The sequence below is a fragment of the Caballeronia sp. ATUFL_F2_KS9A genome (assembly GCF_023630765.1).
Classification (GTDB): domain Bacteria; phylum Pseudomonadota; class Gammaproteobacteria; order Burkholderiales; family Burkholderiaceae; genus Caballeronia; species Caballeronia zhejiangensis.
On record NZ_JALQEK010000031.1, the window covers coordinates 320,673 to 345,048 of the forward strand.

20 protein-coding genes are annotated in these 24,376 nt (G+C 62.6%); 16 read left to right on the top strand and 4 right to left on the bottom strand.

Annotated features, from left to right (window positions below; all coding sequences use genetic code 11):
• The first annotated feature begins 18 nt into the window (after positions 1-18).
• The 6 genes from NCS67_RS20330 to NCS67_RS20355 are packed head-to-tail and all read left to right on the top strand — an operon-like array spanning position 19 to position 5,928.
• Complete coding sequence (locus NCS67_RS20330) at positions 19-1,263, top strand: sarcosine oxidase subunit beta family protein (protein ID WP_008354176.1); 1,245 nt, start codon at positions 19-21, stop codon at positions 1,261-1,263.
• A gap of 20 nt (positions 1,264-1,283) precedes the next feature.
• Positions 1,284-1,583, top strand: coding sequence for a sarcosine oxidase subunit delta (locus tag NCS67_RS20335; protein WP_175982376.1), 300 nt, complete (start codon positions 1,284-1,286; stop codon positions 1,581-1,583).
• Positions 1,580-4,582, top strand: a complete 3,003-nt coding sequence (locus tag NCS67_RS20340; protein ID WP_008354174.1) for a sarcosine oxidase subunit alpha family protein — start codon at positions 1,580-1,582, stop codon at positions 4,580-4,582. The genes NCS67_RS20335 and NCS67_RS20340 overlap by 4 nt, the downstream gene beginning before the upstream one ends.
• The gene (locus NCS67_RS20345; RefSeq protein ID WP_250436315.1) at positions 4,572-5,225 is read left to right on the top strand and encodes a sarcosine oxidase subunit gamma; all 654 of its coding nucleotides are present in this window, start codon (positions 4,572-4,574) and stop codon (positions 5,223-5,225) included. The genes NCS67_RS20340 and NCS67_RS20345 overlap by 11 nt, the downstream gene beginning before the upstream one ends.
• On the top strand, positions 5,222-5,665 hold the full coding sequence (locus NCS67_RS20350; RefSeq protein ID WP_250436316.1) for a dihydroneopterin aldolase: 444 nt from the start codon (positions 5,222-5,224) through the stop codon (positions 5,663-5,665). Before NCS67_RS20345 ends, NCS67_RS20350 begins: the two co-directional genes overlap by 4 nt.
• On the top strand, positions 5,662-5,928 hold the full coding sequence (locus NCS67_RS20355) for a hypothetical protein (RefSeq protein ID WP_008354170.1): 267 nt from the start codon (positions 5,662-5,664) through the stop codon (positions 5,926-5,928). Before NCS67_RS20350 ends, NCS67_RS20355 begins: the two co-directional genes overlap by 4 nt.
• A 177-nt stretch (positions 5,929-6,105) precedes the next feature.
• On the opposite strand, the gene betA is transcribed toward NCS67_RS20355, so the two are convergent.
• The 3 genes from betA to betI are packed head-to-tail and all read right to left on the bottom strand — an operon-like array spanning position 6,106 to position 9,905.
• Positions 6,106-7,806 carry a choline dehydrogenase gene (gene betA / locus NCS67_RS20360; protein WP_250436317.1) on the bottom strand — a complete coding sequence of 567 codons (1,701 nt, stop codon included), beginning with the start codon at positions 7,804-7,806 and terminating at the stop codon, positions 6,106-6,108.
• Positions 7,807-7,818: 12 nt separating this feature from the next.
• Complete coding sequence (gene betB, locus NCS67_RS20365; RefSeq protein ID WP_175982380.1) at positions 7,819-9,288, bottom strand: betaine-aldehyde dehydrogenase; 1,470 nt, start codon at positions 9,286-9,288, stop codon at positions 7,819-7,821.
• Between the two features lie 29 nt (positions 9,289-9,317).
• The gene (betI, locus tag NCS67_RS20370; RefSeq protein WP_008354158.1) at positions 9,318-9,905 is read right to left on the bottom strand and encodes a transcriptional regulator BetI; all 588 of its coding nucleotides are present in this window, start codon (positions 9,903-9,905) and stop codon (positions 9,318-9,320) included.
• A gap of 227 nt (positions 9,906-10,132) precedes the next feature.
• Between betI and fdhA the strand changes: the two genes are divergently transcribed.
• Positions 10,133-11,329 carry a formaldehyde dehydrogenase, glutathione-independent gene (gene fdhA / locus NCS67_RS20375; protein WP_008354157.1) on the top strand — a complete coding sequence of 399 codons (1,197 nt, stop codon included), beginning with the start codon at positions 10,133-10,135 and terminating at the stop codon, positions 11,327-11,329.
• A 728-nt stretch (positions 11,330-12,057) separates the two neighbouring features.
• A complete protein-coding gene (locus tag NCS67_RS20380) occupies positions 12,058-12,867 on the top strand; it encodes a GNAT family N-acetyltransferase (RefSeq protein WP_250436318.1) in 810 nt (269 codons plus the stop codon).
• A gap of 4 nt (positions 12,868-12,871) precedes the next feature.
• Here the strand turns inward: NCS67_RS20380 and NCS67_RS20385 are convergent, their stop codons facing one another.
• Positions 12,872-13,867, bottom strand: coding sequence for a GlxA family transcriptional regulator (locus NCS67_RS20385; RefSeq protein WP_008354155.1), 996 nt, complete (start codon positions 13,865-13,867; stop codon positions 12,872-12,874).
• 409 nt (positions 13,868-14,276) lie between these two features.
• Between NCS67_RS20385 and NCS67_RS20390 the strand changes: the two genes are divergently transcribed.
• The 8 genes from NCS67_RS20390 to NCS67_RS20425 are packed head-to-tail and all read left to right on the top strand — an operon-like array spanning position 14,277 to position 24,358.
• The gene (locus NCS67_RS20390; RefSeq protein WP_008354153.1) at positions 14,277-15,248 is read left to right on the top strand and encodes a dipeptidase; all 972 of its coding nucleotides are present in this window, start codon (positions 14,277-14,279) and stop codon (positions 15,246-15,248) included.
• Positions 15,249-15,279: 31 nt separating this feature from the next.
• Positions 15,280-15,810, top strand: coding sequence for a DUF5943 domain-containing protein (locus NCS67_RS20395; protein ID WP_008354152.1), 531 nt, complete (start codon positions 15,280-15,282; stop codon positions 15,808-15,810).
• 28 nt (positions 15,811-15,838) lie between these two features.
• Positions 15,839-17,902: an NADH:flavin oxidoreductase gene (locus tag NCS67_RS20400; protein ID WP_250436319.1), complete on the top strand. Its 2,064-nt coding sequence runs from the start codon at positions 15,839-15,841 to the stop codon at positions 17,900-17,902.
• Between the two features lie 14 nt (positions 17,903-17,916).
• Positions 17,917-19,833 carry a (Fe-S)-binding protein gene (locus tag NCS67_RS20405; RefSeq protein WP_175982382.1) on the top strand — a complete coding sequence of 639 codons (1,917 nt, stop codon included), beginning with the start codon at positions 17,917-17,919 and terminating at the stop codon, positions 19,831-19,833.
• Between the two features lie 4 nt (positions 19,834-19,837).
• Positions 19,838-21,001 (top strand): electron transfer flavoprotein subunit alpha/FixB family protein, encoded by a 1,164-nt coding sequence (locus NCS67_RS20410; RefSeq protein WP_008354149.1) that lies wholly within the window; start codon positions 19,838-19,840, stop codon positions 20,999-21,001.
• Positions 20,998-21,756, top strand: a complete 759-nt coding sequence (locus NCS67_RS20415; RefSeq protein ID WP_250436320.1) for an adenine nucleotide alpha hydrolase family protein — start codon at positions 20,998-21,000, stop codon at positions 21,754-21,756. The genes NCS67_RS20410 and NCS67_RS20415 overlap by 4 nt, the downstream gene beginning before the upstream one ends.
• A gap of 38 nt (positions 21,757-21,794) precedes the next feature.
• Positions 21,795-23,093, top strand: a complete 1,299-nt coding sequence (locus NCS67_RS20420) for an aromatic ring-hydroxylating oxygenase subunit alpha (protein ID WP_175982385.1) — start codon at positions 21,795-21,797, stop codon at positions 23,091-23,093.
• Between the two features lie 23 nt (positions 23,094-23,116).
• Positions 23,117-24,358 carry an FAD-binding oxidoreductase gene (locus NCS67_RS20425; RefSeq protein WP_502801867.1) on the top strand — a complete coding sequence of 414 codons (1,242 nt, stop codon included), beginning with the start codon at positions 23,117-23,119 and terminating at the stop codon, positions 24,356-24,358.
• Positions 24,359-24,376 lie beyond the last annotated feature (18 nt).

Sequence of the window (24,376 nt, forward strand, 5' to 3'; positions counted from 1 at the left end):
CGAAGGAAGAGAAACACCATGAGCCGCTATTCCATCTTCAGCCTCTTACGCAACGGCATGTCGTATCACGAGAACTGGGAGCGCCAGTGGCGAAGTCCCGAGCCGAAGCGCGAGTACGACGTGGTGATCGTCGGCGGCGGCGGTCATGGTCTCGCGACCGCGTATTACCTCGCGAAGGAGCACGGCATCACGAACGTCGCGATTCTCGAGAAGGGCTGGATCGGCGGCGGCAATACCGCGCGCAACACGACCATCGTGCGCTCGAACTATCTGTGGGATGAATCGGCGGCGTTGTACGAAAAAGCGATGAAGCTGTGGGAGGGCCTCTCGCAAGACCTCAACTACAACGTGATGTTCTCGCAGCGCGGGGTGATGAATCTCGCGCATACGCTGCAGGACGTGCGCGATACCGAGCGCCGCGTGAACGCGAACCGTCTCAACGGCGTCGATGCCGAGTTCCTCACGCCGCAGCAGATCAAGGAAATCGAGCCGACGATCAATCTCAACAGCCGCTATCCGGTGCTGGGCGCGTCGATTCAGCGTCGCGGCGGCGTCGCGCGTCACGATGCGGTCGCGTGGGGCTTCGCGCGCGGCGCGGATCGCGCGGGCGTCGACATCATCCAGAACTGCCAGGTCGTGGGCATTCGCCGCGACGGCAGTCAGGTGACGGGCGTCGATACGACGAAGGGCTTCATCAAGGCGAAGAAGGTCGCGGTTGTCACGGCGGGCAACACGACGACGCTCGCCGACATGGCCGGCGTGCGCCTGCCGCTCGAAAGCCATCCGTTGCAGGCGCTCGTGTCGGAGCCGATCAAGCCGGTCGTGAACACGGTCGTGATGTCGAACGCGGTGCATGCGTACATCAGCCAGTCCGACAAGGGCGACCTCGTGATCGGCGCGGGCGTCGATCAATACACGGGCTTCGGTCAGCGCGGCAGCTTTCACATCATAGAAGGCACGCTGGAAGCGATCGTCGAGATGTTCCCCGTGTTCTCGCGCGTGCGGATGAATCGTCAGTGGGGCGGCATCGTCGACGTATCGCCGGATGCGTGCCCGATCATCTCCAAGACCGACGTGAAGGGTCTGTACTTCAACTGCGGATGGGGCACGGGCGGCTTCAAGGCGACGCCGGGTTCGGGTTGGGCCTACGCGCACACGATCGCGAAGGACGAGCCGCATCCGCTGAACGCGCCGTTCTCGCTCGATCGTTTCTATACCGGTCATCTGATCGACGAACACGGCGCGGCTGCCGTGGCCCACTAATCGCATTAGGAGCGAAAAACATGTTGCTGATCGAATGCCCCTGGTGCGGGCCGCGCGCCGAAACCGAATTTTCCTGCGGCGGCGAAGCGGATATCGCGCGCCCGCTCGACACCGAAAAGCTCTCCGACCGCGAGTGGGGCGACTACCTCTTCATGCGCAAGAATCCGCGCGGCGTGCATCGCGAGCAATGGAATCATGCGCAAGGCTGCCGCCGCTGGTTCAAAGTGCAGCGCGATACGGTTTCATATGAAATTCAAGGCTACGAGACGTTCGACCGTCCGCTGGCTGTGATGCATGACAACGGAGGCACGTCGAAATGAGCCAGAAAGACCGACTTGGCATGGGCGGGCGCATCAATCGTGCGATTCCCGTCACCTTCACGTTCAACGGCAAGACGTATCAGGGCTTCGAAGGCGATACGCTCGCGTCCGCGCTGCTCGCGAACGGCGAGCGCTTCGTCGCGCGCAGCTGGAAGTATCACCGTCCGCGCGGGATCATCACGGCGGGCGTCGAAGAGCCGAACGCAATCGTGCAACTCGAAACCGGCGCGTACACCGTCCCGAATGCGCGCGCTACCGAAGTCGAGCTGTATCAAGGGCTCGTCGCGCAGAGCGTGAACGCGAAGCCGAACATCGAAAACGATCGCATGGCGGTCAATCAGAAGATCGCGCGCTTCATTCCCGCAGGCTTCTACTACAAGACGTTCATGTGGCCGCGCAAGTTGTGGCCGAAATACGAGGAAGTGATTCGCGATGCAGCGGGTCTCGGCGAAGCGCCGAAGCAACTCGACGCCGATCGCTACGACAAGTGCTTCGCGCATTGCGACGTGCTCGTGATCGGCGGCGGACCTTCGGGTCTCGCGGCGGCGCATGCGGCGGGTTTGTCGGGCGCGCGCGTGATTCTCGTCGACGATCAGCGCGAACTCGGCGGATCGCTTCTGTCGTGCCGCGCGGAGATCGACGGCAAGCCCGCGCTGCAATGGGTGCAGAAAATCGAAGGCGAACTGCGCAAGATGCCCGATGTGAAGGTTCTTTCGCGCAGCACGGCGTTCGGTTATCAGGATCACAACCTCGTCACGGTCACGCAGCGTCTGACGGAACATCTGCCGGTATCGCGCCGCAGCGGCACGCGCGAACTGATGTGGAAAGTGCGCGCGAAACGCGTCGTGCTCGCGACCGGCGCGCACGAGCGCCCGATCGTTTTCGGCAACAACGATCTGCCGGGCATCATGCTGGCGTCGGCGGTGTCGACGTATCTGCATCGCTATGCGGTGATGCCGGGCCGCAACGCCGTTGTGTTCACCAACAACGACGACGCATATCAATGCGCGCTCGATCTGAAGGCGGCAGGCGCGGATGTGACCGTCGTCGATCCGCGTCCGGCCGAATCGAAGGGCACGTTGCCCGCGGCCGCGCGACGCTACGGCGTGCGCGTGCTGAACAACGCGGTCATCACGGCTGCGCGCGGCAAGCTGCGGGTTGCATCGGTTGAAGTGGCTTCGTACGACAAAGGCCAGGTCGGTCAGAAGCAGACAGACTTGCCATGCGATCTCGTCGCGATGTCGGGGGGCTGGAGCCCCGTGCTGCATCTCTTCGCGCAATCGGGCGGCAAGGCGCACTGGCACGAAGAGAAAGCGTGCTTCGTGCCGGGCAAGGCGATGCAACTGGAGAGCAGCGTCGGCGCATGCGCGGGCGAGTTCTCGCTGTCGCGCGGCATTCGCCTCGGCGCGGATGCGGGCGCGGAAGCGGCGCGCGCCGCGGGTCATATCGTCGTGAAGCCGGCTGCCGTGCAAGTCGCTGAAATCGTCGAAGCGCCGATGTTGCCGCTGTGGATCGTCGGCAACAAGGAATTGTCGACGCGCGGTCCGAAGCAATTCGTCGACTTCCAGAACGACGTGTCGGCGGCCGACATCTATCTTGCGGCGCGCGAAGGCTTCGAATCGGTCGAGCACGTCAAGCGTTATACGGCGATGGGCTTCGGCACCGATCAGGGCAAGCTCGGCAACATCAACGGCATGGCGATTCTCGCGCAAGCCTTGGGCAAGACGATTCCCGAGACCGGCACGACGACGTTCCGCCCGAATTACACCCCTGTCACTTTCGGCACGTTCGCGGGCCGCGAGCTGGGCGAGTTTCTCGATCCGGTGCGCAAGACCGCGATCCACGAATGGCACGTCGAGAACGGCGCGATGTTCGAGGATGTGGGCAACTGGAAGCGTCCCTGGTACTACCCGAAGGCGGGCGAGGACATGCACGCGGCGGTCGCGCGCGAGTCGCTCGCGGTGCGTCAGAGCGTCGGCATTCTCGATGCATCGACGCTCGGCAAGATCGACATTCAAGGCCCCGATTCGGCGAAGCTCCTGAACTGGATGTACACGAATCCGTGGAGCAAGCTCGAAGTCGGCAAGTGCCGTTACGGGCTGATGCTCGACGAGAACGGCATGATCTTCGACGATGGCGTCACGGTGCGTCTCGGCGAACAGCATTACATGATGACGACGACCACCGGCGGCGCGGCGCGCGTGCTGACGTGGCTCGAACGCTGGCTGCAGACCGAATGGCCCGACATGCGCGTGCGTCTCGCATCGGTGACGGATCACTGGGCGACGTTCGCGGTCGTCGGACCGAACAGCCGCAAGGTGCTGCAGAAAGTGTGTCACGACATCGACTTCGCGAACGCGGCGTTCCCGTTCATGAGCTATCGCGATGGCACGGTGGCGGGCGCATCGGCGCGCGTGATGCGGATCAGCTTCTCGGGCGAGCTCGCGTATGAAGTGAACGTGCCCGCGAATGTCGGACGCGCGGTGTGGGAAGCGCTGATGCTCGCGGGCGCTGAATTCGACATTACGCCGTACGGCACGGAAACGATGCACGTGCTGCGCGCGGAGAAGGGCTACATCATCGTCGGACAGGATACGGACGGCTCGATGACGCCTTACGACCTCGGCATGGGCGGGCTTGTCGCGAAGTCGAAGGACTTCATCGGCAAGCGCTCGCTCACGCGTTCGGACACTGCAAAACAAGGGCGAAAGCAGTTCGTCGGCCTGCTCACCGATGATCCTTCGTTTGTGCTGCCGGAAGGCGCGCAGATCGTCGCGGGACCGTTTCAGGGCGATACCGCGCCGATGCTCGGACACGTCACGTCGAGCTATTACAGCCCTATTTTGAAGCGCTCGATTGCGTTGGCCGTCGTGAAGGGCGGTCTGGAGAAGATCGGCGAATCGGTCATGATTCCGCTCGCGAACGGCAAGCGGGTCAACGCAAAAATCACCAGTTCGGTGTTCTACGACAGCGAAGGAGCACGTCAGCATGTTGAATGAGATCAAAGGTTCGTCGACGGTCGTCGATCGCGCAATCAGCGGACAGGGCGTGTGGCAGGAGTCTCCGCTCGTCGGCGCGGATGCGTTGATGAAGACGCATCAGTCGGGCTCGCCGAAAGCGTTTCGTCTGGCCGAGCGGCCGTTCCTCGAACTCGTGAACGTGCGTGGCGATACGCGCGATCCGGCGTTCGCGAAGGCGGTGCAGGGCGTGATCGGCTGCACGCCGCCCGAGAAGGCGAACACTATTGCGCGCGGCAACGGTTATACGATGCTGTGGCTCGGTCCCGATGAATGGCTCGTGCATTCGGATACGGCGCACGATGCATCGCGTCCCGCGCCGCTCGAAGCGAAACTGCGCGACGCGTTCGTCGGACAGTTCTCGGCGGCGGTGGATATCGGCAGCGGTTATACGGTGCTCGAAATCGACGGACCGAAGACGCGTGACGTGCTTTCGCGCGGTTGTCCGCTCGATCTGCATCCGAAGGTTTTCGGCGAAGGGCAATGCGCGCAGAGCCATTACTTCAAGGCATCGCTTACGCTCGTGCCGCTGGGCGGCGATCGCTTCGAGATAATCGTGCGCCGCAGCTTCGCCGATTACTTCGTGAAGATGATGCTCGACGCCGCCGCGCCGTTGCTCTCATGAAGCCGTTCGAACCGCTTGCCGCGGGTGGCCTGGGCTGGCGTGTGATCGTCGATGAGTTGATCGTGGAGACGCGCGTCGGCTTGTATGAGCATGAGCATGAAGGGCCGCAGCCCGTGTGCATCGATGCGAGCCTGCGTTATCGCGGCATGCCGCATGAATCGGACGATGGTCTCATTGATTACGAGGCGTGGTGCAATCGGGTGAGCGCGTTTCTTGAAGGGAAGGCGCATACGCGCTTGCTGGAGACGCTCGCGGTGGAGATCGCCGCGTTGTCGTTCGAAGAGTGGCCGGCGCTGGATGCGCTTACTTTGGTGCTGCACAAGCCGAAGATTCGTGAGGGCACGAAGCGGCTTGGGCTTGAACTCGACTGGCGTCGGGCGGATTTCGATGCTTGGCGGTTGCGCGTCGATGCGTGGGATGCGGCTGTAGTCCGGCGATGAACGCGTCGCGTGATTCGGCTGCGCAGCTCTCCGAACGTGCATGCAAGAAGCATGATGCGGATGCGGCGCTTAAGCTGCTGGATCGAAGTATCGCGCTGAAGCATCGGCGGATTGCGTTGATTCGGTATCTGCATGCGCAGTATCTCGATGCGCCGTTAGAGGCCAGGCATCATGAGTATGTGAGGGTCGTGGCGGCGCGGTTGAGCGCGGAGGCGGTGGTTAGGGTGGTGGAGGCGGCTAGGGGGAGGTTTGGGGGGAGTTGAAGCTCCGCGGGGGCGGAGGAATGCGACGATCGAGCCGTGCGCGGAGATAGACCTTGGCGTGCCACATGGCGGCATGGGTGCCGCAGTGGTTCCTCCGCATGCGCGGAGATAGACCCGATTTGTGTCCACACACCTACAACCCCCGTTAGCCCCCTCCGCCCAAGCGGAGCTCCCACCTCAAACCCCCACCAACCCCCCCTTCGCCCCCACCACCTCCCGCGCCCGTTTCCCCCGCGCCACAAAATAAGCCGTCTCCGCCCGCCCCAACGCAGCAACGCCTCTAATCCGATCCGCAATCTTCTCCGCCAACATGATCGTCGGCGCATTGAGATTCCCGGTCGTGATCTGCGGCATGATCGACGCATCCACGACGCGCAATCCTTCCATCCCATGCACGCGTCCTTCGCCGTCGACGACAGCCATATCGTCATAACCCATCTTGCACGAGCACGAAGGGTGAAAAGCCGTCTCCGCCTTCGCCCTCACGAACGCATCGAGTTCCGCATCGCTTTGCAGATCATCCGACGGATGCAACTCCCGCCCGCGATATCGCGCGAGCGCCGGCTGCCGCATGATCTCGCGCGTAATCCGAATGGCATCGCGAAACTCACGCCAGTCGAGCGGATCGGCCATGTAGTTGAAAAGAATGCTCGGATGCGCGTTCGGATCGCGCGACTTGAGCTTCACGCGCCCCCGACTCGGCGAGCGCATCGATCCGACATGCGCCTGGAACCCATGCATCTTTATCGGATTCGAGCCGTTGTAATTGATCGCGACCGGAAGAAAGTGGTACTGGATGTTCGGCCAAAGATCCTCGTCGCGCGTGCGGATGAAGCCGCCCGCTTCGAACTGATTGCTCGCGCCGATGCCCGTCCCGTTCAGCATCCATTCGAGCCCGATCGCCGGCTGATTCCACCACTGCAACGCCGGATATAAGGACACCGGCTCCTTGCATTCGTACTGCATGTACATCTCGAGATGATCCTGCAAGTTCTCACCGACGCCCGGCAGATCATGCACGACAGGAATCTCCAACTCGTTCAGCCAGTCAGACCGTCCGACGCCCGAGCGCTGCAACAACTGAGGCGATGCAATCGCGCCGCTGCACACGAGCACTTCGCGCCGCACATGCGCCGTCACGCGCTGCCCGCCATGCAGATAAGCAACGCCGATAGCCCGCTTACCCGAGAACAACACGCGATCCGTGATCGCATGCGTCACGATGGTCAACCCGGCACGATGCTTCGCGCGATCCAGATATCCGCGCGCCGTGCTCGCACGACGTCCCTTCGCGGTCACGGTGCGATCCATCGGACCGAAGCCTTCCTGCTGATAACCGTTGAGATCCTCGGTACGCGGATAACCCGCCTGCACGCCCGCCTCGACCATCGCGGCGAAAAGCGGATTGTTGCCGGGCTTGCTCGTCGTCACATGCACGGGACCATCGCCGCCGTGATACGCATTCGGTCCGATATCGCGCGTCTCCGCTTTGCGGAAATACGGCAGACAGTCGAGATAACTCCAGTTCTCGAGACCGGGCATCGACGCCCAGTTGTCGTAATCGAGCGCATTGCCGCGGATATAACACATGCCGTTGATCAGCGACGATCCGCCCAGCCCCTTGCCGCGCCCGCACTCCATCCGACGGTTGTTCATATGCGGCTCGGGCTCGGTTTCATACGCCCAGTTGTATCGCCGCCCTTGCAGCGGATAAGCCAGCGCCGCAGGCATCTGCGTGCGAAAGTCGAAGCGATAATCCGGCCCGCCCGCTTCGAGCAGCAGCACCGTCACGTCTTCGTCTTCCGTGAGACGCGACGCGAGCACGTTGCCCGCCGATCCCGCACCGACGATGATGTAATCGTATTCGTTCGCGCTCATCGCACATGCTCCTTAAAACACAGGCTGATAGGGACCGAGCTCGACCTGCACGGACTTTATGCGCGTAAAGGCGCTCAGCGTGACGATGCCGTTTTCGCGCCCGACGCCCGATTGCTTGTATCCGCCGACGGGCATTTCCGCCGGCGACTCTCCCCACGTATTGATCCAGCAGATGCCCGCTTCGAGCCGATGAATCACGCGATGCGCGCGCGACAGGTTCTCCGTCACGACGCCCGCCGCGAGGCCGTAGTCGGTATCGTTGGCGCGCGCGATGACTTCGTCTTCGTCATCGAACGCGAGGATGCTCATCACAGGTCCGAAAATTTCTTCGCGCACGATGCGCATGTCATCGCGGCAATCAGCGAACACGGTCGGCTCGACGTACTGGCCGCGCGCGAATGCGCCGTCGGTCATGCGCCCACCGCCCGCGACGAGCCGCGCGCCTTCGCGCTTGCCGCTCTCGATATACGTCAGCACCTTCTGCAACTGCGCGGCGCTCGCGAGCGGCCCGAAATTCGTCCGCGGATCATCGGGCGCGCCGATGCGAATGCGCTTCACGCGCTCCATCACGAGCGCTTCGAACTTGCCGATGACACCGCGTTCGACGAACACGCGCGTGCCGTTCGTGCATACCTGTCCGGAACTGAAGAAGTTCGCGCTCATTGCGATATCGGCGGCGCGTTCGAGGTTGGCGTCGTCGAATACGATGAGCGGCGACTTGCCGCCGAGTTCCATCGTCACTTCCTTCAGCGTCGATCCGCCCGCGCGCGCCATCACTTTCTTGCCGGTTTCGACGCCGCCCGTGAACGATATCTTCTCGATGCCCGCATGTTCCGCGAGCATCGCGCCGACGCGTCCGTCGCCATGCACGACATTGAAGACGCCCGCGGGCACGCCCGCTTCCGTATAGATTTCCGCGAGCTTCGACGCAGTCAGCGGCGTGATTTCGCTCGGCTTGAAGATCATCGCGTTGCCCGCCGCGAGCGCGGGCGCGGATTTCCAGCACGCGATCTGAATCGGATAGTTCCACGCGCCGATGCCCGCGCACACGCCGATCGGTTCGCGCCGCGTATAAACGAACGACGATTCGCGCAGCGGAATCTGCTCACCTTCGATGGCCGTCGCGAGCCCCGCGTAATACTCGATGACATCCGCGCCCGTGACGATATCGACGGCGCGCGTCTCCGCGATCGGCTTGCCGGTATCGCGTGTTTCGATCGCGGCGAGTTCGTCGTTGCGCGCGCGCAGCAGATCGACCGCGCGGCGCAGGATGCGCGAGCGCTGCATCGCGGTCATCGCGGCCCATTCGCGCTGGCCTTCGCGCGCCGATTTCACCGCGCGATCGATATCCGCCTGCGACGCCCGCTGCACGCGCGCGAGCGTTTCGCCGGTAGCGGGATCGAGCGTGTCGAAGGTTTCGCCGCTTGTCGCATCGACGTATTCGCCGCCGATATAAAGCCGTTGCTCTCCGAATGCGGACATGTCGCGCTCCTTTCCTTGAATGTGATTAATCAGCCGTGCGCTTCCAGCACGAGGTCGATGTATTCGTAAGCGAGCCGCAGCGCGCCCTTCGTGTCGAACGGCTCGCCGGCCAGCGCGCCGCGCAGCCACAGGCCGTCGATCAGCGCGGCGAGGCCGCTTGCGGCGCGGCGCGCGGCGGGCTTCGTCAAGGCACGCGCGAAATCCGCGCACAGGTTCGAATGCAGACGCCGCGTGTTCACGCGCTGCAGCCGGCGCAATTCCGGCTTGTGCATGCTTTCCGACCAGAACGCGAGCCAGGTTTTCATGACGGGCCCGTTCACCTGTTCGACATCGAAATTCGCCGCGACGACCGCGCGCAGTTTCGATCGCGGATCGGGCTTCGCGGCTTTGCGGCGGCGCGACGTGCCTTGCCATAGCGAGCGCAGCACATGGCGCATCGTGGCTTCGAGCAGACCGTCCTTGTCGCCGAAGTAATGGCTGACGATGCCCGTCGACGTGCTCGCGCGCTGCGCGACCGAAGCGAGCGTCGCGCCGGAAAGTCCAGATTGGTCGATGGTATGCAACGTGGCGTCGATGAGTTGCGCGCGGCGGATATCGCGCATTCCGAGCTTGGGCATGGTCTTTTCGTGACTGACGATGTGCGCCGATACTATTTTTTTTATTTTGAACGGTCAATCAATAAAAACCGGGTCGAAAGGATTTCTGCGCGCGATGTCGGTTTCAGTCAAACGTGCGTCGCATTGAGTGCGAGTCGCGGCGTCGCGAGAGCGCTACCCTCGTTGCACGGGCGCGGTCATCGGTCGGATGGTTCGCGCATGCCGTCCACGAAACAAGGAGACGATCAATGAGCAGCAATCGCGGCGTCGTGTATCTGGGGCAGGGCAAGGTCGAAGTGCAATCCATCGACTATCCGAAGATGGTCGATCCACGCGGGCGGGACATCGGCCACGGCGTCATTCTGAGGGTCGTCAGCACGAACATTTGCGGCTCGGATCAGCACATGGTGCGCGGCCGCACGACAGCGGAAGTCGGCCTCGTGCTCGGCCATGAGATTACGGGCGAAGTGATCGAAGTGGGGCGCGATGTCGAGACGCTTGCCATCGGCGATCTGGTTTCGGTGCCATTCAACGTCGCGTGCGGCCGTTGTCCGACGTGCAAGGCGCAGCATACGGGCGTGTGCCTGAACGTGAATCCGTCGCGTGCGGGCGGCGCGTATGGCTATGTCGACATGGGCGGCTGGATCGGCGGTCAGGCGGAATACGTGATGGTGCCGTACGCGGACTTCAATCTGCTGAAGTTTCCCGACAAAGCGCAGGCGATGTCCAAGATCCGCGATCTGACTTGCCTCTCCGACATTCTTCCGACGGGTTACCACGGCGCGGTGATGGCGGGCGTGGGGCCGGGCTCGACGGTGTATATCGCGGGCGCGGGGCCGGTCGGGATGGCGGCGGCTGCGTCGGCGCGCTTGCTGGGCGCGGCTTGCACGATCGTCGGCGACATGAACGAGGAGCGTCTTGCGCATGCGCGCGCGATGGGCTTCGAGACGATCAACCTGTCGAAGGATGCGACGCTCGGCGAGCAGATCGAGCAGATTCTCGGCAAGCCGGAAGTGGATTGCGCGGTCGATTGCGTGGGTTTCGAAGCGCACGGTCACGGCAGCGATGCCGGTCACGAAGCGCCCGCGACGGTGCTCAATTCGCTGATGGAGATTACGAAGGCGGCGGGCGCGATCGGGATTCCGGGTCTTTACGTGACTGACGATCCCGGTGCGGTCGATGCTGCGGCGAGGAAGGGGAGTTTGAGCATTCGCTTCGGGCTGGGCTGGGCGAAGTCGCATTCGTTCCATACGGGGCAGACGCCGGTCATGAAGTACAACCGCAATCTGATGCAGGCGATTTTGTGGGATCGGTTGCCGATTGCCGATATCGTCAATGTGACGGTGGTTTCGCTCGATGAAGCGCCGGATGGGTATCGGAAGTTTGATGGCGGAGCGCCGAGGAAGTTTGTTATCGATCCGCATGGGTTGTTGAAGGCGGCTTGAGCCTTTGTTTTTGCCCCCCGCGGGTTGGGGGCCTTCGGTTTTCTTGTTGTTGCCGGATCCCGTTATCGCGTCGGTCTATTAGCACTGCCCCCGTGCGGGGCGGCACCTACTTTCTTTGCCGCTGCCAAGCTGGGTTTGGCGTTTCGTTTCTTTTCGCCGGATCCCGTTTTCGTGGCGGTCTATTAGCGTTGCCCCTGTGCGGGGCGGCACTCACTTTCTTTGCTGCTGCAAAGAAAGTAAGCAAAGAAAGCAGCTTTTCAGGCCCGCGGTCACACGCAATTTGGGTAGTCCTCTCGTCACAGGCGGCACTCGCCTAAAGAGTGCCCTCAAACACCTAATCGGGCGTGGCTCGCGCACGGTCTGCCGCCCGAAAACGCTGAGGACACTGGTTCAGCACGAAAGAGCTTCGGCACAGCGCTACGCGCTGCCGCCCGGTATGCAAGGGAAACCAACGTGCGGCAAGTGCAGCGAGATTGAGACGTTAGTAGAGAAGCACATGCATCCCCGATGGACCGGTCGGCCGCGGAGCGGGCTGGAGCTATTTGGTGCTGAACCAGTTTCGTGTGTGATGCGATGTGGCAGACCGTGCGCGAGCCGAGCCCGATGGGGCCTATGAGGGCACTCCTTAGGCAGCCCACGAACGACGAGAGGACTACCCAAATTGCGTGTGACCGCGGGCGTATCGGAAGCTGCTTTCTTTGCTTACTTTCTTTGCAGCAGCAAAGAAAGTGAGTGCCGCCCCGCACAGGGGCAGTGCTAATAGACCGACGCGAAAACGGGCTCCGGCGAAACCAAGCCAAGCCAACCCAACCCGGGCTCCGGCGAAACCAAGCCAAGCCAACCCAACCCGGGATCCGGCGAAACCAAGCCAAGCCAACCCAACCCGGGCTCCGGCGAAACCCACGCCAAGCCAAACCGGCTCCCGGAAGAAACCGGCATCCGGCAAAACCCGAACCAAGCGAAAACCACAAGGCAAAAAGCAAGAAAACCGCGTCATACTAGGACGCATGAAGGCCGATTACCTCCGAACCGCGCTTTCCTTCCGCCTGGCGGCCCCCTCCGATGCTGCGGAAATCGCGCGCATCCACGTGAAGGCCTGGCAGGCCGCCTATCGTTCCATCTTCCCCGCCGAATACCTCAATTCGCTTTCCATTCCGAAACGCCGTGCCCTCTGGTCCGAGCTGATCGCGCGCGGCATGCCCCGCATAATGCTCGCCGAACGCGACGACATCATGCTCGGATGGATCGCATGGGGCCCGTCACGCGATAACGACAAAGGCAGAACGGATGCCGAAATCGAAGCCATCTATATCGACCCGGCACACTGGCGCCAGGGCGCGGGAAGAATGCTGATCGATGAAGCGATCAACGCCGCGGCAAGCGAAGGCTATCGGGAAATGACGCTCTGGGCGCTCGAAGAAAACGTGCACGGCCTGCGCTTCTACAAGGCGCTCGGCTTTGCACTGGACGGCGTGTTCCGCACCGAAAGACTCGGCGGATGCGAAGTCTGCGAAACGCGCCTTCACATGGCGATCTGAACGCTCAGGCCACCATCGCGGGAACGGCAGCCAGCGGCGGCACCTGCTTGCGCCGCTCGCGCGTCGGCGCCGTGCCGAACGCATCGCGATAGCTCTTCGAGAAATGACACGCCGACTGAAAACCGCACGCCATCGTGATGTGCATGATCGACATGTCGGTCTGCAGCAGCAATTCACGCGCGCGCCGCAAGCGCAACGTCAGATAGTAATGCGTCGGCGTCATGCCGAGATGTTCGCGGAATAGCCGCTGCAGTTGCCGTTGCGACATGCCCGCGAGCCGCGCCAGTTCCTCGCGCGACAACGGCTCTTCGATGTTGTTCTCCATCAGCGAGATGACTTCGAAGAGCGACTTGTTCGCGGACCCCAGACGCGCGACGAGCGGCATCCGCTGCTGCGCGCTCGTATCGCGCACATGCTCGACGATGAACTGCTCCGCGATCTGTGTCACCCGCGCCGTGCCGACGCGTGCCGCGATCAAGTTCAGCATCATGTCGAGCGGCGCGACGCCGCCCGTACACGTCACGCGATCGCGATCGACCACGAACAGCTCTTTGAGAAAGCGCGTGTCGGGAAACTCTTCTTTAAGCGCCGACATGTTTTCCCAGTGAATCGCGCACGCATAGCCGGCGAGCAAGCCCGCGCGCGCCAATGCATACGTGCCGGTGCAAAGCGAGCCGAGCACGCTGCCCGTGCGCGCGAAACGGCGCAAGGCAGAAAGATGCGCGGGCGTAGTCGCACGCTGCACGTCGATGCCGCCGACCACGAACACGATGTCGGGCTGCCCGACGCATTCCACCGGACCGGTATCGACGGAAAGCCCGTTGCTCGCCGTCACCGGCCCGCCCTCCGGACTCACGATCGACCAGCGATACAACGGCTGCCCCGTCAAGTAGTTCGCCATGCGCAGGACTTCGATCGCATTGGTGAACGCGATCATCGTGAAGTTGGGAAGCGGCATGAACGCGAAGTGTGACAGCGACGCCGTGCGATCGGAGGACATGTGAGAACTGATTCCTTGGAATCTATTGAGTGGCGCCGTCATGCGCGGCGCTTACCACGCTTGCAATTTTGGTTGCGAGTGCAACTACCATGCCATCAGGCTAAACCCTGATCGATGAAGGGCATCGCGCATGCTCCGCTGCGCGCTCGCACTGACGCGGGGCCACGCGCCGCAAGACATGCACTGCAGCAGCGCACGATCGTTCCGATGCAGTGCAACAGCCCACACAAAAATTTGCTACACCGAAAAGGAATTCGCCACTTGTCGAAAACAGACGCGCATGTCGGAAAAGGTAAAGAACACGTCTGAATTCGTAAATTGACCGGCAGGGCGAAAGTCAAGAATAGACGCAACGACGAAAGCGACGTCGAACGACCCCCACCTCTCAGGCGACACGGAGCACACCACGATGAGCACCCTCCACAACGACAGCATCATCATCGACGGACTTAACATCTCGAAGTTCGAGCGCTCCGTGTTCGAAGACATGAGAAAGGGCGGCGTCACCGCCGTGAACTGCACCGTGTCGGTGTGGGAAGACTTCCAGAAGACCATCGACAACATCGCGGAAATGAAGCAGCAGATCCGCGAATACAGCGAAATTCTCACGCTCGTCCGCACGACCGACGACATCCTGCGCGCAAAGAAGGAAAACAAGACCGGCATCATCTTCGGCTTCCAGAACTCGTATGCGTTCGAGGACAACCTCGGCTATATCGAAGTGTTCAAGGAGCTGGGCGTGAACGTGGTCCAGCTTTGCTACAACACACAGAACCTCGTCGGCACGGGTTGCTATGAACCGGACGGCGGTCTGTCGGGTTATGGCAAGGAAGTGATTCACGAGATGAATCGCGTCGGCATTATGGTCGATCTCTCGCACGTCGGCGCAAAGACGTCTTCCGATGCGATCGCCTGCTCGAAGAAGCCCGTCACGTACTCGCACTGCTGTCCGTCGGGACTCAAGGATCATCCGCGCAACAAGAGCGACGATCAACTGCGCGAGATCGTCGATGCGGGCGGCTTCGTCGGCGTGACGATGTTCTCGCCGTTCCTCAAGAAAGGCCCGGATGCAACGGTCGATGACTATCTCGAAGCGATCGAATACACCATCGATGTCATCGGCGAAGACAACGTCGGTATCGGCACGGACTTCACGCAAGGCTATAGCACCGAATTCTTCGACTGGATCACGCACGACAAGGGCCGTTATCGCCGCCTGACGAACTTCGGCAAGGTCGTGAATCCGGAAGGCATTCGCACGATCGGCGAATTCCCGAACCTCACCGCTGCAATGGAAAAGGCCGGCTGGAGCGAATCGCGCATCAAGAAAGTGATGGGCGAAAACTGGATGCGCTTCTTCGGCGAAGTCTGGAACGTCTGACCGTCAACGACAAATAAACAGGAACCCCGCGATGCAACCGCAACTGCCTATCGATGTCGATCCGCAAACCGGCGTCTGGACCACCGACGCGCTGCCGATGCTCTACGTGCCGCGCCACTTCTTCACGAACAATCACGTCGCCGTCGAAGAAGCGCTCGGCCGCGATACGTATGCCGAGATTCTCTACAAGGCCGGCTACAAGTCCGCGTATCACTGGTGCGACAAGGAAGCCGAGAAGCACGGCATCAGCGGCATGGCGTGCTTCGAGCATTACCTGAAGCGCCTGTCGCAACGTGGATGGGGACTCTTCACGATCGTCGAAGCCGATCCTGCGACATCGCATGCGCGCATTCATCTGCATAACTCGTCGTTCGTGCTCGCGCAGCCCGGCAAAGAGGGCAAGCTCTGCTACATGTTCGCGGGCTGGTTCGCGGGCGCGATGGACTGGGTGAACGACACGGCTCCCGACAGTGCGAAGAAAGGTCCGCGCTCGAAGTCGATCGAAACCCAATGCGCGGCGGAAGGCCATTCGCATTGCGTATTTGAAGTGTCGCCGCTGTAAGCAAAGCTCAACTCCGAGGTCGATCGCGATGCGTTACCCGAACCTTTTCAAGCCTCTTCAGCTCAACAAGCTCACGTTGCGCAACCGCATCGTCAGCACCGCGCACGCGGAGGTCTATGCCGAACCGGGCGGTCTGCCCGGCGACCGCTATATCCGCTATTACGAGGAGAAAGCGAAGGGCGGCGTCGGCCTCGCCGTGTGCGGCGGTTCGAGCCCGGTGTCGATCGACAGTCCGCAAGGCTGGTGGAAGTCGGTGAACCTCGCGACCGACAAGGTCATCGATCCGCTCTCGCGTCTCGCCGAAGCCATGCATCGTCATGGCGCGTTCATCATGATTCAGGCGACGCACATGGGCCGCCGCTCCGCATGGCACGGCGAGCACTGGCCGCATCTGATGTCGCCGTCGGGCGTGCGCGAGCCGGTGCATCGCGGCAACGCGAAGATCATCGAAGTGGAAGAGATCAAGCGCATCATCCAGGACTTCGCGGCGGCCGCGAGGCGCGTGAAGGATGCAGGCATGGACGGCATCGAGATCTCGGCGGCGCATCAGCATTTGATCGATCAGTTCTGGAGCCCGCGCACCAACTTCCGTACCGATGAATGGGGCGGTTCGTTGGAGAATCGTCTGCGCTTCGGGATGGAAGTGCTGAAGGCCGTGCGTGAAGAAGTGGGCGCGGATTTCTGCGTCGGCCTGCGCATGTGCGGCGACGAATTTCATGAAGACGGTCTCTCGCACGAGAACCTCAAGGAGATCGCGCAGGCGATGTCCGAAAGCGGCCTCATCGATTATGTCGGCGTGATCGGTTCGGGCGCGGATACGCACAACACGCTCGCCAACTGCATGCCGCCGATGGCGCTGCCGCCCGAGCCGTTCGTGCATCTCGCCGCGGGCATCAAGTCGGTCGTGAAGCTGCCGATCATGCATGCGCAAAGCATTCGCGATGCAGGACAGGCCGAGCGTCTGCTTGCAAACGGCATGGTCGATCTCGTTGGCATGACGCGCGCGCAGATCGCCGATCCGCATATGGTCATCAAGATTCGCGATGGCCGCGAAGACGAAATCAAGCAGTGCGTCGGCGCGAACTACTGCATCGATCGCCAGTACAACGGTCTCGACGTTTTGTGCGTGCAGAACGCCGCGACATCGCGCGAACAGACGATGCCGCACGTCATCGAAAAGACGCGCGGGCCGAAGCGCAAGGTTGTCGTGGTCGGCGCGGGGCCTGCCGGTCTCGAAGCGGCGCGCGTCGCGCGTTCGCGTGGTCATGATGTCGTGCTGTTCGAGAAGAACGATTATGTCGGCGGTCAGATCATGCTCGCCGCGAAAGCGCCGCAGCGCGAGCAAATGGCCGGCATCGTGCGCTGGTTCGACATGGAAACGAAGCGCCTCGGCGTCGATCGCCGTCTCGGTGTCGCCGCCGACGAGAAGATGATCATGGCCGAAAAGCCGGACATCGTCGTGCTCGCGACGGGCGGTTCGTCGTTCACCGAACAGGTTCCTGCGTGGGGCGTCGAAGAAGGTCTCGCCGTGAGTTCGTGGGACATTCTTTCGGGCAAGGTCGAGCCGGGCAAGAACGTGCTCGTCTACGACGGCGTATCGACTCATGCGGGCGCGGGCGTAGCGGACTTCATCGCGTCGCGCGGCAATAACGTCGAGATCGTCACGCCCGATGTCAAAGTCGCCGACGACACCGGCGGCACCACGTTCCCGATCTTCTATCGCCGTCTCTATGCGCAAGGCGTCATTCATACGCCTAACTACTGGCTCGACAAGGTCTACGAGGAAAACGGCAAGAAGATCGCCGTGATCCGCAACGAGTACACGGAAGAGCAGGAAGAGCGCGCGGTGGATCAGGTCGTGATCGAGAACGGCATCACGCCGAACGACGCGCTCTACTGGAAGCTCAAGCCCGAGTCGCTCAATCGCGGACAGATCGACGTGCACACGCTGTTCGCATCGCTACCGCAGCCGTCGTTGAGCGAAGAGCTCGGCAACGGACGCTTCCTGTTGTTCCGCGTCGGCGACTGCATCTCGATGCACAACATCCACAGCGCGATCTACGATTCGCTGCGCCTCTGCAAAGACTTCTGACGAGGTATTCGACGATGAACCCCGTGTTTGTCATCACCGCGCTGTTGTGGCTTTCGATGGCGGGCCTCGCGTTCGCCTTGCTCAAGCGCGCAGCGTACTGGCGCGAAGGCCGCGCGACGACGGCCGGCGCCTATGGATGGGCGAATCTGCTGACCATTCCGAAGCGCTATTTCGTCGATCTGCATCATGTCGTGGCGCGCGATCCATATATCGCGAAGACGCACGTCGCGACCGCGGGTGGCGCGATCCTCGCGATGGCGCTCGTCTTCATCAACTACGGTCTCGCGATCTATTCGGTGTGGCTCGACCGCGCGATCTTCCTCGCGGCGATCATCATGTTCGTCGGTGCGATGTTCGTGTACAAGCGGCGTCGCGCGAAGGACGTGCCCGCGCGTCTGTCGCATGGACCGTGGGACAGCCTGCCGTTGCTGCTCGGTTCGTTCGCGCTCGGTCTCGCGTTGTTCATGCTGCTGCCTGCATCGTGGATGTCCGGCGCGCTCGCGATCATCGTCGCGTTGCTGATCGCGGCGGGCGCGTACACGATGACCTTCGGCGCGGCGCAAGGCGGCCCGATGAAGCACGCGATGGCGGGTCTGCTGCATCTCGCCTTTCATCCGCGTCAGGAGCGTTTTCACGCGAAGGACGAGAACGAACGCGAAGTCGTGCCGCCGACGGCGCTCAAGAAGCCCGTGCTCGATGCGAAGGAATATGGCGTCGGCAAGCCGGTCGAGTTTCGCTGGAATCAGTTGTTGAGCTTCGATGCCTGCGTGCAGTGCGGCAAGTGCGAGGCCGCGTGTCCCGCGTTCGCATCGGGTCAGCCGTTGAATCCGAAGAAGCTGATTCAGGATCTGGTCGTCGGCATGGTCGGCGGATCGGACTCGCAATACGCGGGTAGCCCGACACCCGGCATTCCCGTCGGCAGGCATTCCGGCGGTCCGGCCAAGCCGCTCATCTCGCAGATGATCGAAGCGGACACGATCTGGTCGTGTACGACGTGCCGCGCGTGCGTGCAGGAGTGCCCGATGCTGATCGAGCACGTCGATGCGATCGTCGACATGCGCCGCAATCAAACGCTCGTCGAAGGCGATGTGCCCGGCAAAGGCCCGATCACGCTCGCGAACCTGCGCGAGACCGGCAGTCAGAACGGTTTCGATATCGGCGCGCGCTACGACTGGTCGGTGGATTTGCAAGTGCAGGTCGCGCAGCCGGGACGCCCTGTCGATGTTCTGCTGATCGCCGGCGAAGGCGCATTCGACATGCGCTATCAGCGCACGCTGCGCGCGCTCGCCAAAGTGATGAACAAGGCGGGCGTCGATTACGCGGTGCTCGGCGGCGTCGAAACGGATACGGGCGACACGGCGCGGCGTCTCGGCGACGAAGCCACGTTCCAGCAATGCGCATCGAAGCTGATGAACACGCTGTCGCAATACCAGTTCCGTCGCATCGTCACGGCCGATCCGCATGTGCTGCATAGCTTGCGCAACGAATATCGCGCGCTTGGCGGCTACTACGAAGTGCAGCATCACACGGCGTTCATGGCGGAGCTCGTCGCGAGCGGCAAGCTCACGCCGAAGGCCGCCGCCGTGCTCGCGGACAAGAAAATCACGTACCACGATCCGTGCTATCTCGGCCGCTACAACGGCGAGACGGAAGCGCCGCGCAAGTTGCTGAAGACCATTGGCATCAAGGTCGTCGAGATGGAGCGTCATGGCATGCGCGCGCGTTGCTGCGGCGGTGGCGGCGGTGCGCCGCTGACGGATATCCCCGGCAAGCAGCGCATTCCCGATATCCGCATCGCGGATGCGAAGTCGGTCGGCGCGGAAGTCGTCGCGGTCGGTTGCCCGCAATGCACCGCGATGCTGGAAGGCGTGGTCGGTCCTCGTCCCGAAGTGCTCGACGTGGCGGAACTCGTCGCTGCGGCCTTGGAGTGAAGCGATGAACAACGACATCAAACGAATCGATCCGCGCCGTCCCTTCGTCATCACGGCCGATGGACTGAAGCGCATCACGCTCGGCGAAATCGGCAATGGCGTCGTGCTGAACTTCACGCACGGCGGCCACAAGGAAGCGACGAAGCCGCGCCGCACGACGAAGCCCGCGACGCGTTCGCTGCTCGTCGCGGCGCACACGGATCGCGGCGCGCTCGACGATCACGCGCGCCAGGCGCTCGCGGCCGCCGCCTTGCTCGCGGACGATCAGACCGAAGTCGTGCTGATCGCGTTCGGCGAGTTCAAGGACGATGCCGCCGTGCTCGGCGCGGATCGCTACGTCGCGCTGCCGGAGTTCGATCGCCGCAACTACGCGCCCGACGAAGAAGTGCGCGCGTTGACCGCCTGCGTCGCTGCGTTCCGACCGGCGCATATCTTCATGCCCGACAACGCAACCGGCGACGGCGATCTCGGCCGCCGCTACGCCGCACGCGCCGATGCGTCCATCGCGACGCAGGTCGTCGAAATCGATGCAGCGCATGTCGCGTCGTATGCACAGGCGGGTCGCGCGCTTGCATCGCGTGCATTGCCCGACATGGTTTTGCTTGCAGCTCATGCCGTCGATGCGAAGCTGCCCTTCGTCGGCGCGGGCGAGGCGATGAATCCGCAAGGCATCGTGCCGGCGGCGAAAGCGAGCGCTTACGTCGATCTCGGCATCGAAGAGATGGACGCGGCGCAGGTCGCGCTGGAGGAAGCGGACTTCATCGTGTCGGCGGGCAACGGCGTGTCGGACATCGCCGCGTTCGAAGCGCTCGCGGGCACGCTGGGCGCGGCGATCGGCGCGAGCCGCGTCGCCGTCGACGATGGCAAGTTCACGCGCGACAAGCAGATCGGCGCGACCGGCAAGACGGTCGAGGCGAGCGTGTATATCGCGTTCGGCATTTCGGGCGCGGTGCAGCACTTGCAGGGCATCAAGGATTGCCGCCACGTCATCGCCGTGAATCTCGACGCCAGTGCGCCGATCGCGAAGCGCGCGAATCTGACGATCGTCGCGGACACGCAGGAAACGATCAAGGCACTGACCGATGCCGCCGCCGCCGCACGCGCCGCGCGTGCCGGCGGCGGATCGATCGCGCAGACCGCGCACATCGCCGAAGGAGTCGCTGCATGAAGATCGCCGTTCTCGTCTCTACCGGACGTCATCCCGTCAGCGGCGCGGCGCGCTACAGCCGCAACGACGCCGCCGCGCTGACCATCGCCATCGGCATCGCGAAGACGCACGGCGCGCAACTCGACGTGTTGCACGCGGGTGATCCGGCTAATCCGGCGTTGCAGGAATATCTCGCGCTCGGCGCGTCGAAAGTCGAAGTGCTCAACACGCAAGGCGATGCGTGTGCGGCCCTCGCGCAAAGGCTTGCGGGCTACGAGCTCGTGTTCACCGGCACGCGCGCCGAAGGCGCTTACGACAGCGGCACGCTGCCGTACAAGCTCGCGGATGCGCTGAACGTTCCGCTCGTCGGCGCGGCGGTCGATGTCAGCGTGACGAAGGAAGGCGTCGAAGTGCGCCAGTTCATGCCGAAGGGCTTGCGCCGACGCGTGCGCGCGCCGCTGCCCGCGCTCGTCGCCGTGCATCCATTGGCCAACGCCGCGCCGCGCTATGCCTATGCGCGCATGCGCGAAGGCCACGTCGCGCCGGTCGCCGCGAGCGCGCCCGTCGACAAGGAAAGCACGGCGTGGCGCATCGGCCCGGTGACGGCCAAGCCCAAGAAACTCGCCGCGCCGGAAAGGCGTTCGGGCCACGCGCGCATGCTCGGCGCGACAACGACCGAAAGCCGCGGCGGAAGCGTCGTAATTGAAGGGAGTTCCGTCGAAAAAGCACAAGTGATTCTGGCGTATTTGCGCGAGCATCAACTCGTCGATTACTGATTTCTCGACCCACATCGACCCACATACAGGTGCACACGATGAAAGTTTCGGCAGACGTTCGCGCAATGATCGAACGCCGCAAAAAGGGCCACACGCTCGAGGCGCCGTTCTACACGAGCGAAGAGATTCACGCGCTCGACCTCGATGCCATCTTCCGCAAGACCTGGATTCAGGTCGCCGTCGAGCCGGACATTCCCGAGCCGGGCGATTACACGACGATCGAGATCGGCAACGATTCGATCCTGATCGTGCGCGACGACGATATGGAAATACGCGCCTTCTACAACGTGTGCCGGCATCGCGGCGCGCGCCTGTGCAATCAGGAGAAGGGCTCGCTCGGCAATATCGTGTGCCCGTATCACAGCTGGACCTACAACCTCTCCGGCGATCTGATGTTCGCCGAGCACATGGGCGACCAGTTCGACCGCTGCAAGCACAGCCTGAAGAAGGTGCATGTCCAGAATCTCGCGGGCCTCATCTTCGTCTGTCTCGCCGATGAACCGCCCGCCGATTTCGCCGTGATGCGCGAAGCGATGGAGCCGTATCTCGCGCCGCACGGTCTGAAGGATTGCAAGATCGCGGCGAGCATCGATATTGTCGAGAAGGGCAACTGGAAGCTCACGATGGAGAACAATCGCGAGTGCTATCACTGCGTCGCGAATCATCCAGAGCTGACCATTTCGCTTTACGAATACGGCTTCGGCTATCAGCGCTCGCCCGCGAACGAAGAAGGCATGGCGGCGTTCGAGAAGACCGTCGAAGAGCGCACGAAGCAATGGGAAGCGATGTGCCTGCCGTCCGCGGAGATCGAACGCCTCGCCGATCTCGTGACGGGCTTTCGCACGCAACGTTTGCCGCTCGATCGCGATGGCGAATCGCAGACGCTCGATGCGAAAGTCGCATCGAAGAAACTGCTCGGCGGCTTCGAGCGCGCGGACCTGGGCGGCTTGTCGTTCTGGACGCAGCCGAACTCGTGGCATCACTTCATGAGCGATCACATCGTGACGTTCTGCGTGATTCCGCTTGCATCGGGGGAAACGCTCGTCCGCACGAAGTGGCTCGTGCACAAGGACGCGCGCGAAGGCATCGATTACGACGTCGACAATCTCACCGCCGTGTGGCGCGCGACGAACGATCAGGACCGCACGCTCGTCGAGTACTCGCAACTCGGCGTCGCGAGCAACGCCTACGAACCGGGTCCGTACTCGCCGTTCACGGAAGGTCTCGTCGAGAAGTTTTGCGAGTGGTACATCGGACGTCTTGCCGATTACGCCGATACGCCCGAGCACGGCGTCGATGCGTCGCTCGGTGAGAAAGTCGTTTCCTTCATGCGCTGACAGCCTCGTAGCAGGAGTAGAACATGATGCGCGATCAGGCTACTTTCGAGCCGACCGACAGCCGCGTGACCCAGCCGAAGTTCTGGGGGACGCTGCCCGTGCGCTGGAATTGCGACACGGACGAGACGCTCGTCTGCTGTCACGTCCGGCAGGAAACGCACGACGTCAAGAGCTTTTTCTTCAAGGCGCCGGGTGAGCGCACGTTCGTCTTCGAGCCGGGGCAGTTCATCACGCTGGAGCTCGAGATCAACGGCGAGCAGATCAATCGCTGCTATACGATCTCGTCCGCGCCGACGCGCCCGCACACGATCTCCATCACGGTGAAGCGCGTGCCGGGCGGACCGGTGTCGAACTGGCTGCACGATAACCTCGTCGCGGGATCGACGGTGCGCGTGCTCGGGCCATCGGGCGAATTCACGTGCGCGCGTCATCCGGCACGCAAGTATTTGTTCTTGTCGGCGGGTTCGGGCATTACGCCGCTCATGTCGATGAGCCGCGCGCATCACGAACTCGGCGACGATGCCGACATCGTGTTCGTGCATAGCGCGCGCACGCCGGATGACATCATCTTTGCGCGCGAGCTCGATCTCATCGCGTCGAATCACAAGAACTTCCGCACGGCGTTCGTGTGCGAGCGAGTCGGCACGCGCACGAACTGGCCGGGCGTGACGGGCTTTCTCACGCTGCCGCTCCTGAAGCTGATCGCGCCGGACTTTCTCGAGCGCGAAGTCTTCACGTGCGGCCCGGCGCCGTATATGAAGGCGGTGCGCGATCTGCTCGATGCAGGTGGTTTCGATCGCAAGCATTATCACGAGGAGAGCTTCTCGTTCGGCGTCGTCGAGGAAGTCGCGGCTGAACTGACGACGGCGCATGTCGCCGAGGCCCTTGCGACGCAGACGGATTTCGTCGAAGCGCGCGAGGACGCGGTCGGCTTTGCGCCCGCGCCGACAGAGCCCGTCGAGATCATCGAAGCGCCTGTTGAAGCCGCGCCCGTCGTCGATACGAAGTTCAAGGTGAGCTTCGCGAAGAGCCGGCGCGACATCGAATGCGGCAGCAACGAACATGTGCTCGATGCGGCGAAGAAGGCGGGCGTGCGCTTGCCATCGTCGTGTACGCAGGGCATGTGCGGGACGTGCAAGGTCAAGCTCGTGTCGGGCGAAGTGAGCATGAAGCATGCGGGCGGCATACGTCAGCGCGAGATCGATCAGGGCATGGTGCTGCTGTGCTGCAGCAAGCCTATGAGCGATCTCGTCGTCGACAAGTAAGCCCTGAGGGGCGCGTCG

Bases quoted from the DNA above. Each gene is read 5' to 3' on its own strand.
- NCS67_RS20330 (WP_008354176.1), top strand. From the start codon at position 19: ATGAGCCGCTATTCCATCTTCAGCCTCTTACGCAACGGCATGTCGTAT.
- NCS67_RS20335 (WP_175982376.1), top strand. From the start codon at position 1,284: ATGTTGCTGATCGAATGCCCCTGGTGCGGGCCGCGCGCCGAAACCGAA.
- NCS67_RS20340 (WP_008354174.1), top strand. From the start codon at position 1,580: ATGAGCCAGAAAGACCGACTTGGCATGGGCGGGCGCATCAATCGTGCG.
- NCS67_RS20345 (WP_250436315.1), top strand. From the start codon at position 4,572: ATGTTGAATGAGATCAAAGGTTCGTCGACGGTCGTCGATCGCGCAATC.
- NCS67_RS20350 (WP_250436316.1), top strand. From the start codon at position 5,222: ATGAAGCCGTTCGAACCGCTTGCCGCGGGTGGCCTGGGCTGGCGTGTG.
- NCS67_RS20355 (WP_008354170.1), top strand. From the start codon at position 5,662: ATGAACGCGTCGCGTGATTCGGCTGCGCAGCTCTCCGAACGTGCATGC.
- betA (WP_250436317.1), bottom strand. From the start codon at position 7,806: ATGAGCGCGAACGAATACGATTACATCATCGTCGGTGCGGGATCGGCG.
- betB (WP_175982380.1), bottom strand. From the start codon at position 9,288: ATGTCCGCATTCGGAGAGCAACGGCTTTATATCGGCGGCGAATACGTC.
- betI (WP_008354158.1), bottom strand. From the start codon at position 9,905: ATGCCCAAGCTCGGAATGCGCGATATCCGCCGCGCGCAACTCATCGAC.
- fdhA (WP_008354157.1), top strand. From the start codon at position 10,133: ATGAGCAGCAATCGCGGCGTCGTGTATCTGGGGCAGGGCAAGGTCGAA.
- NCS67_RS20385 (WP_008354155.1), bottom strand. From the start codon at position 13,867: ATGTCCTCCGATCGCACGGCGTCGCTGTCACACTTCGCGTTCATGCCG.
- NCS67_RS20390 (WP_008354153.1), top strand. From the start codon at position 14,277: ATGAGCACCCTCCACAACGACAGCATCATCATCGACGGACTTAACATC.
- NCS67_RS20395 (WP_008354152.1), top strand. From the start codon at position 15,280: ATGCAACCGCAACTGCCTATCGATGTCGATCCGCAAACCGGCGTCTGG.
- NCS67_RS20400 (WP_250436319.1), top strand. From the start codon at position 15,839: ATGCGTTACCCGAACCTTTTCAAGCCTCTTCAGCTCAACAAGCTCACG.
- NCS67_RS20405 (WP_175982382.1), top strand. From the start codon at position 17,917: ATGAACCCCGTGTTTGTCATCACCGCGCTGTTGTGGCTTTCGATGGCG.
- NCS67_RS20410 (WP_008354149.1), top strand. From the start codon at position 19,838: ATGAACAACGACATCAAACGAATCGATCCGCGCCGTCCCTTCGTCATC.
- NCS67_RS20415 (WP_250436320.1), top strand. From the start codon at position 20,998: ATGAAGATCGCCGTTCTCGTCTCTACCGGACGTCATCCCGTCAGCGGC.
- NCS67_RS20420 (WP_175982385.1), top strand. From the start codon at position 21,795: ATGAAAGTTTCGGCAGACGTTCGCGCAATGATCGAACGCCGCAAAAAG.
- NCS67_RS20425 (WP_502801867.1), top strand. From the start codon at position 23,117: ATGATGCGCGATCAGGCTACTTTCGAGCCGACCGACAGCCGCGTGACC.